The 1,160-nt window shown below is 49.5% G+C and carries 1 pseudogene; it reads right to left on the reverse strand.

The features are described from left to right. Positions 1 to 1,160 (reverse strand): annotated as a pseudogene (locus SB847_RS20415) (DNA polymerase); the annotation flags it as partial.

Consider the following 1,160-nt stretch of genomic DNA (forward strand, 5'->3'; position numbering starts at 1 on the left):
GAACTTTGAAACCGAATTTTTCTTCCAGTTCTTTCCAAACGAATTCGATGTATTCACGACCCCACGCGGTAACAGATTCCGCGCATTCTTTGCAGTACCAACGCGCTTTCGCGTAACCGTAGTAACCGTAGTAAGAGTTCGCCAGGATTTTGATCGCACGCTGACGGTAGTCCAGCATGATTTTTTCGATCGGGTCCTGAGACGCTTTCATTTTGGTTTTGATTTTCTGACGTTCGTCCAGCAGACGTTTCAGCAGAGACGGGATGAAACCCGGGAAGTCTTTGCAGAATTTGTGACCAACTTCCGGCGCAACGTCGTAGTTACGGCAACCTTCACGGTTCAGGGTGTCCGGAGAAACGTTGTGGGTGATGATGATAGACGGGTACAGCGAACGGAAGTCCAGAGAAACGATGTTTTCCCACAGACCTTTTTCCGGTTCTTTAACGAAACCACCCGCGTAAGATTCACGCAGACGACGTTCGTATTCACGTTCGTCCGGTTTGTTCGGCGCCAGTTCGTTACGTTCGTACGCTTTACGCAGCAGGAACCATTCAACCAGGTTACCGGTAGAAGAACGAGAAACGTCCCACAGCGGCTGACCAACCAGACGAGACAGCTGCGCTTCCATCGGGAAGAATTCTTTACCCAGTTCGTAGGTCGCTTTCGCGTCTTCCATAGAGTATTTCGCAACACGTTCCAGACCTTCACCGGTTTCCCACGCTTTCGCGATTTCGTCCGCGTAAACTTTTTCTTTCGGTTTACCGAAGATCGCTTCGTAAACCGCTTCCAGGGTGTAGGTCGGCAGGTTGATGGTACGACGGATAACGTGGTACAGGTCGAAGTGGATACGACCTTTAACTTCAACCGCGGTCATGTCACCGATACGCTGCATTTTCGGTTCAGAACCGTCACGACCGATGGTCAGTTTGATACCCAGTTTTTCCGCACGTTTCGCCAGGTACGGCAGGTCGAAAGAGTCACCGTTGTAGGTGATGATGATGTCCGGGTCTTTTTCACGGATGATTTTCAGGAAACGTTTGATCATTTCACGTTCAGAAGAAACAACTTCAACGTACGGCAGGTCGATTTTTTTCCAGGTGATAACTTTCGCTTCTTCTTCGTCCGCGTAAGAGATCATGATGATCGGACCTTTACCGAAT

It is taken from the genome of Bacillus sp. SIMBA_026 (assembly GCF_046535335.1).
GTDB lineage: Bacteria > Bacillota > Bacilli > Bacillales > Bacillaceae > Bacillus > Bacillus velezensis.